The 6385-nt window shown below is 62.9% G+C and carries 6 protein-coding genes and 1 pseudogene; all 7 read right to left on the reverse strand.

Annotated features, from left to right (window positions below):
• Positions 1 to 229: 229 nt before the first annotated feature.
• Positions 230 to 1237 carry a cytochrome-c peroxidase gene (locus tag I5W_RS15680; protein WP_044529924.1) on the reverse strand — a complete coding sequence of 336 codons (1008 nt, stop codon included), beginning with the start codon at positions 1235 to 1237 and terminating at the stop codon, positions 230 to 232.
• A gap of 153 nt (positions 1238 to 1390) precedes the next feature.
• Complete coding sequence (gene phhA / locus I5W_RS15685) at positions 1391 to 2272, reverse strand: phenylalanine 4-monooxygenase (RefSeq protein ID WP_044529925.1); 882 nt, start codon at positions 2270 to 2272, stop codon at positions 1391 to 1393.
• Positions 2273 to 2352: 80 nt separating this feature from the next.
• The gene (locus I5W_RS15690; RefSeq protein ID WP_044529926.1) at positions 2353 to 3096 is read right to left on the reverse strand and encodes a GNAT family N-acetyltransferase; all 744 of its coding nucleotides are present in this window, start codon (positions 3094 to 3096) and stop codon (positions 2353 to 2355) included.
• A gap of 10 nt (positions 3097 to 3106) precedes the next feature.
• Positions 3107 to 4339, reverse strand: a complete 1233-nt coding sequence (locus I5W_RS15695; RefSeq protein ID WP_044529927.1) for a multifunctional CCA addition/repair protein — start codon at positions 4337 to 4339, stop codon at positions 3107 to 3109.
• Between the two features lie 10 nt (positions 4340 to 4349).
• On the reverse strand, positions 4350 to 5051 hold the full coding sequence (locus tag I5W_RS15700) for a glutathione S-transferase family protein (RefSeq protein WP_044529928.1): 702 nt from the start codon (positions 5049 to 5051) through the stop codon (positions 4350 to 4352).
• Positions 5052 to 5095: 44 nt separating this feature from the next.
• Positions 5096 to 6064 carry a complex I NDUFA9 subunit family protein gene (locus I5W_RS15705; RefSeq protein ID WP_044529929.1) on the reverse strand — a complete coding sequence of 323 codons (969 nt, stop codon included), beginning with the start codon at positions 6062 to 6064 and terminating at the stop codon, positions 5096 to 5098.
• Between the two features lie 59 nt (positions 6065 to 6123).
• Positions 6124 to 6385 (reverse strand): annotated as a pseudogene (locus tag I5W_RS15710) (lytic transglycosylase domain-containing protein); the annotation flags it as partial.

Raw genomic sequence — 6385 nt, forward strand, 5'->3', positions numbered from 1 at the left:
GCTGAAAAAAAAGTCCTGGCGGTCTCTCAAGTGTTACAAGCACGACGCGAATGTAACAACCAGTAAAAGCCATTGGACCCGTTTTCTCGCTGACGTTTAATAGACCTCACTTGAACAGCGATTGATTGGTATCCGTTACTGTGCAAGGTTCCTCCCCTCTAGTGTTGAAAGCACCACTAGCTCGCGGATCCGGCCTCCCCCTGTCGGATCCGCTTTTTTTTATGCCAGTTCAGTTCTGCGCGAAAGGCTGGGGCCGGGGGGTGCTCGGCGTGGACGGTGGCAGGACCGGCAAGACGATGCGGGGCTGTTGACCGGTCAATGTCTTCAGGAAAGCTACCAGCTTGGCATTGTCTTGCGCACTGAGGTGCTTGCCGAGCTGGATGCGCGCCATGGTATCAACCGCCTCCGATAAGGTCGCGGCAGCGCCATCGTGGAAATAGGGATAGGTCAGTTCAACGTTACGCAAGGTGGGGACCTTGAAATTGAAACGGTCAGCATCCTGACCGGTCACCTCCATACGCCCCCGCGCCGGATTGAGCGTGACATACGACTCGACCAATCCCATCTTCTGGAAGGAACTGCCGCCCACCGCCGCGCCATGGTGGCAAGCCACGCAGCCCGCCGTCTTGAACAGCCTGTATCCCTCCAACTCGGTTTTCGTGAGTGCCTTGCGGTCACCCTTGAGCCATCGATCAAAGCGCGAATCGGGAGTCACCAGGGTCTCTTCGAAAGCGGCAATGGCCTGGGTGATTTCCTCGATGCCTAGCTTGTCATTGCCAAAGGCCTGCTTGAACGCCGCGACATAGCCCGGGATCGATTGCAATACATCGACGGCCAGCGCGTGCGAGAACGCCATCTCACCCGGGTTGGCGATGGGGCCACCAGCCTGCGCCTTGAGATCGGCAGCACGGCCATCCCAGAATTGCGCCACATTCAGCTTGGCATTCAACACCGTGGGTGCATTGATCGGCCCTTGCTGCCAGTTGTGGCCGATGGAGGTTTTCAGATTGTCGGTCCCGCCCATGGCCAGGTTATGGCAGGAATTACAGGAAATGAATCCAGATTTGGAGAGGCGGGGATCAAAAAACAGCTTCTTTCCCAGCTCGACCATGGCTGGATTGCTGATGCGGGCAGGCTGGATCGGGCTGATCGGCTCCTTCTCTGCGGCGCTGGCCGGGGTTAGCAGCGTAGCGCTGGCGACCAACAGCAGAGTCAAGAGGATGGACTTGCGTGACATGGCTGGCTCCTCGATATCGGTGAATGGAGCCATTCATTGTCCGCAGGCCAAGCGCAGCCCACTTGACCTGCATCACTGCTGACAGTGTCGGTCAGCTAGCTGACCAAGTATCTCGAATTTCTTCGGCGAGCCATCCGCCGAGGCCGGATCAGCTCAACGATTCGGCGGCAAGTTCGACTCTCCCGGCAGCAGGGTGCTGGCCGGCAAAGCTTCCTGCTGTTTCAACCGTTCGTAGATGGGCGTGAAATCCGGCGCGGTATCGTTGAACAGTTGCTCGAAATCGCGGATGACGAAGTAGGTTTCCTGATAGGTGTCGATCTTGTAGAGCGTGCGCATGATGCGCTCCACCTGGAAGGGAACGCGCCGCGGCTGGCTGCTGGAGAGGCAATACTCGACCTCGCCGCCGGACGACAGGATGCCGGCGCCATAGATGCGCAAGCCGGCCTCGCTCTGGATCAGGCCGAACTCGATGGTGTACCAGTACAGTCGCGCCAGGTAGGCCAGGCCATCGAGCTTCAAGGCCTTCAGCCCCCCTTTGCCATATTCCTGCAAGTGATTGGCAAAGACCGGGTTGAACAGCAGCGGCACATGACCAAAGAAATCGTGGAACAGGTCGGGCTCGACGATGTAGTCGAACTCGTGCTCCTCACGCAGCCACACCGTGACCGGGAAGCGGCGATTGGCCAGGTGTTCGAAGAAGGTGTGGTCCGGCACCAGGCCGGGCACCGCCACCAATTGCCAGCCAGTGGCCCGGTAGAGCGCTTCGGTGGTGCGGTCAAAGCGGGGGATGCCTTGCGCCACATCGAGGGCCTTGAGGCTGTCGATAAAGACATCACAGGCGCGGCCGGGAATGAGCCGGGCCTGGCGTTCGTAGAGACGCCGCCACAGCGCGTGCTGGGCCGGCGTATAGCCTTCCCAGTTCTGGGCCACCACGTAGTTGGCGTCGGCCTGGCTGTAGTCGCCGCGCAAGGCTCCGCTATCGGACTTGGTGGCGACGGTGGCGAAGAAATCGTCGGTATTGGGATTGGTGCTCATGGCAGCCCCGTGATCAAAGTGAGGCGCATATTATGCGCTCCCCTGCCGGGATGGTCATGTGCGCTTGCGCAAGACGCGCCTCAGGCCGGAGGCGGTGGAGGTGGCGGGGGTGGCGTGTCCTTCTTGCGGGCGCCGATGCCGGTCACGCGTGCGCCCCATTTGAGCAAGGCCTTGAAGTTGGCCTTGACGATGTAGTCCAGCATGGCGGCCTGCTCTTCCAGGGCTTCCTGGAAGACGGTGGCCGAATTGGCCGGCTTGATCTTGAGGTAGGCATCGGCCTCGCCATAGTCGCGATGGATTTCCATGCCGGCCTTCTTGGCAATGTGCATCATCACCTTGTTGGAAGAGAGGCAGTGCATGTACAACGTATCGACGTCGGCGTTGCGGCAATGCATGGCGGCCCGCATGAACAACCGCGTCCCTACCCCGAGTCCACGCGCAGCCGCACTGACGGAAACACCGAACTCGGCCACCACCGGCTTGATGGTGGCGCCACTGATGCGCGTGGCTTCCTTCGGCGCAAAAGCCAGGTGGCCCACACCCAGCAGGCGCAGACGGCGATCATAAACGCCGAAGACGGTATCGCGCTCGAAGTTGATGCCTTCCACGTAGCGCGTGACCATGTCATCGGAAAGCTTGGAGCCGAAGCGCAGCAGGCGGTCCTTTTCTTCCAGCGCCAGGAAATGGCGCAGCAGGTGGCGGCGCGAGCGCGGCGAGAGTGCCTTGACGAAGACGTGCGGTTTCTCGTGCTGCTCATGCTGCCCGCCCTGCTCAGGCGGCCTGCCGCGCAGGCGTTCGATCAAACCGGAAAGGGGATGGTGCATGGTGCGCTCCTCACTCCTGGGCCGGCCGCTGCTGTTGGACATAGGCCGCGACCTGCTCGGTACGCGCCGCCAGGATGGCCTCGGGAATGCGTTGCGGCTGTGTCTGCTGCTGGGCAATGGCGCCGGCATCGATCTGCTGCGCAGCCTGCAGCGCGCCTTCCAGATAAGCCGCCTGCGGGAAGGCTTGCTGTTCCAGCCCGGTACGGCCGCGATGGTCGCACTCGGAAGCGCGCAGCATATCGAGGAAGCGCTGCGGCTTGCGGAAGGCATCGCAGCGGGCAAAGAACTTCACCAGGGTATCGGGACGCATCTCGAAGGCGCGCCCCACATTGCCGTGCTCGCGGGCCGTCATCAGGGCCAGGTCGCGACATTCACCTGGCACCTTCAGGCGCGCACAGACCTGCTCGGCCAATCGTTCACTGCGCGCTTCATGGCCATGATGACGCGGCCATATCTCGGGGGGCGTGGTGCCCTTGCCGAGGTCATGCAGCAGCGCGGCAAAACGGATCGGCAAACTGAACTCCTGGGCGGCGGCCCAATCCACCACCAGCATCACATGCACGCCGGTATCGATTTCCGGGTGCCATTTTTCTGGCTGCGGCACACCCCACAGCGCCGCCAGTTCCGGCAGGATGCGCTGCAAGGCGCCACAACTGCGCAGCACCTCGAACATGCGCGAGGGCTTATGCTCCATCAAGCCGCGCGCCAGTTCCTGCCAGACGCGCTCGGGCACCAGGGCGTCGACTTCGCCCTCCTCGACCATGCGCTGCATGAGCGCATTGGTTTCCGGGGCCACCGTGAAATCGGCGAAGCGCGCCGCAAAACGCGCCACACGCAGGATACGCACCGGGTCTTCGACGAAGGCGTCCGACACATGGCGAAACACGCGCGCCTCAAGGTCGGCGCGACCGTGATAGGGATCGACCAGGGTGCCATCCTCATCCTGCGCAATGGCATTGATGGTCAGATCACGGCGCGCGAGATCGTCTTCCAGCGTCACATCAGGCGCGGCATGAAAGGCAAAGCCCTTGTAGCCGGGCGCGGTCTTGCGCTCGGTGCGGGCCAGGGCATATTCCTCGTGGGTGTCGGGATGCAGAAACACCGGAAAATCCTTGCCCACCGGACGGAAACCCAGCTCCAGCATGGCCTGCGGCGTGGCCCCCACCACCACGTGGTCGCGGTCCTTCACCGGCAGGCCCAGCAAGCCGTCGCGCACTGCGCCGCCGACGGTGTAGGTCTTCATCGGCATGGCCTCACTTGTGGCCCGGAAGGATTTCCTTCTCGGCCAGTGCTTCGGCAATCCAGCGCGCCACCGCCGGGTGCTGGCGCACGCGCTCGGCATAGGCTTGCAGGGCCGGCGCCAGCGGCACCTGGTAGCTCACGAAACGCATCACCACCGGTGCATAGAAGGCATCGGCAATGGAGAAATCGCCGAAGAGGAATTCATGATGGCCGAATTGCGAGAGGCACTCTTCCCAGATCTCGCACACCCGCGCGATATCGGCTTGTGCGTCGGCGGTGCGCCCCTTGCCGGGGTAGCGGCCACGGATATCCATGCTCATGGCCGTGCGCAGGCCGGTGAAACCGGAGTGCATCTCGGCACAGATGCTGCGCGCGATGGCGCGGGCATCGGTGCGGGCCGGCCACAGGTGGCGATCGGGGAATTGCTCGGCCAGATATTCGCAGATGGAGAGCGAATCCCAGATGGCGATGTCGCCATCGAGCAGCACCGGCACGCGGCCCGAGCCGGTGTAGCGGGCGATCTCGCCGGCGGTCTCGGGCTGGTCCAGCAGGACGCGCACTTCCTTGAAAGGAAGGTCGAACGCCACCATCACCACCCACGGGCGCATCGACCAGGACGAGTAATTCTTGTTGGCGATGACCAGCGTGGGCATGTGACGACCAGCTTTTTGCAGCGTTTCGGACAATACCTGGTCCAGTTCTGTATCTTGCATGTGAGCTCGTTTCTCGAAGATCAAGGACGCGACGACTGAACCATTCAGCGTCGCGCGGTGCTGCGGAAAAAGTCGAATTGCTGTTGCGGGCTGCGCGCGGCGAGATAGGTCGGAACCACCTCTTCCAGCGCGCGCGGCGTGAGTTGCAGCTCGGGCGCGATGGGACCATGCAGCACATTGTCCACCCGCATCGAAGCCACGTTGTCGCGGCTCATCAGCTTGCCCGGCAGGTGTTCCAGCACAAAGGCCTGCAGCCGTCCCAGCGCGTCAGGCAAACCGATGATGGGGCGCGGATGGCCGCAGTACCAGCCCGACAGCCGCACCAGTTCGCGCAAGGTATATTGTTTCGGCCCGCCCAGTTCGAACACCTTGCCACCCAGGCGCGGCAGGTGCAGGGCCGCCATGAAGGCTTGTGCCACATCGCCCACATAGACCGGCTGGAAACGCGCATCAGGGCTGCCCAGCGGGATGATGGGGAACGCGCGGTTCAAGCCGGCGAACATGTTGATGAAGTTATCTCCCTCGCCGAACACCACCGAGGGTCGGAAGATGGCCACGTCCAGGGTGGGAGCGGACAAGGCTTCCCGCTCGCCCGCCGCCTTGGAGCGCAGGTACATCGACGGCCCTTGCGCATCGGCGCATAGCGCGCTCATGTGCAAGTAGCGCGGCACGCCCTGCTGCACGCAGGCGGCCACGATGCGGCGCGGCAGTAGCACGTGCTGGCGCTCGAAATCCGGGCCATAGGGGGCGCCGCCGCGCGCCGGGCGCGACTGCAGGATACCCACCAGGTTGATGACCACGTCGGCCTCGGCCACCAGGCGCGCCAGCACGGCATCGTCATGGATGTTGGCCTCGACCACACCCACCACGGGCGAGACCAGCAAGTGCTTGGCGCGCTCGTAACGGCGCGTGGGAACCATGACGCGATAGCCGGTACTACGGCCCAGCAACTCGATCAAACGGGTACCGATGAAGCCGGAACCGCCGATGACGAGGATCTTCTTGACTGCCATTTGTCACTCTCCGATTTCCTGTTGGCCGCCCACTGTAGTGGGCGGCGCGGGCGATGGGATCAGGGCAGGTCGGTGGCGACGTTGGAATTGGGGGCCACCGTGCCCATGCGTTGCTTCAGTGATTGCGGGCGGTTCTCGAACATGGCCGCATAGTAAGTGGCATTGGACATGACGTTCTTGACATAGCCCCGGGTTTCGTTGAAAGGAATGATCTCGGCGAAGATCGCGCCCTCCACCGGTCGCGGCAAGGTCGCGCGCCAGGTGCGCGGACGCCCCGGGCCGGCGTGTAGCCGGCCGTGGCCAGGGTTCGGAACCTCCAGG

This window comes from Herbaspirillum sp. B65, from assembly GCF_000333555.1.
In the GTDB taxonomy this organism is placed as follows: Bacteria; Pseudomonadota; Gammaproteobacteria; order Burkholderiales; family Burkholderiaceae_D; genus Herbaspirillum; species Herbaspirillum rubrisubalbicans.

Bases quoted from the DNA above. Each gene is read 5' to 3' on its own strand.
- I5W_RS15680 (WP_044529924.1), bottom strand. From the start codon at position 1,237: ATGTCACGCAAGTCCATCCTCTTGACTCTGCTGTTGGTCGCCAGCGCT.
- phhA (WP_044529925.1), bottom strand. From the start codon at position 2,272: ATGAGCACCAATCCCAATACCGACGATTTCTTCGCCACCGTCGCCACC.
- I5W_RS15690 (WP_044529926.1), bottom strand. From the start codon at position 3,096: ATGCACCATCCCCTTTCCGGTTTGATCGAACGCCTGCGCGGCAGGCCG.
- I5W_RS15695 (WP_044529927.1), bottom strand. From the start codon at position 4,339: ATGAAGACCTACACCGTCGGCGGCGCAGTGCGCGACGGCTTGCTGGGC.
- I5W_RS15700 (WP_044529928.1), bottom strand. From the start codon at position 5,051: ATGCAAGATACAGAACTGGACCAGGTATTGTCCGAAACGCTGCAAAAA.
- I5W_RS15705 (WP_044529929.1), bottom strand. From the start codon at position 6,064: ATGGCAGTCAAGAAGATCCTCGTCATCGGCGGTTCCGGCTTCATCGGT.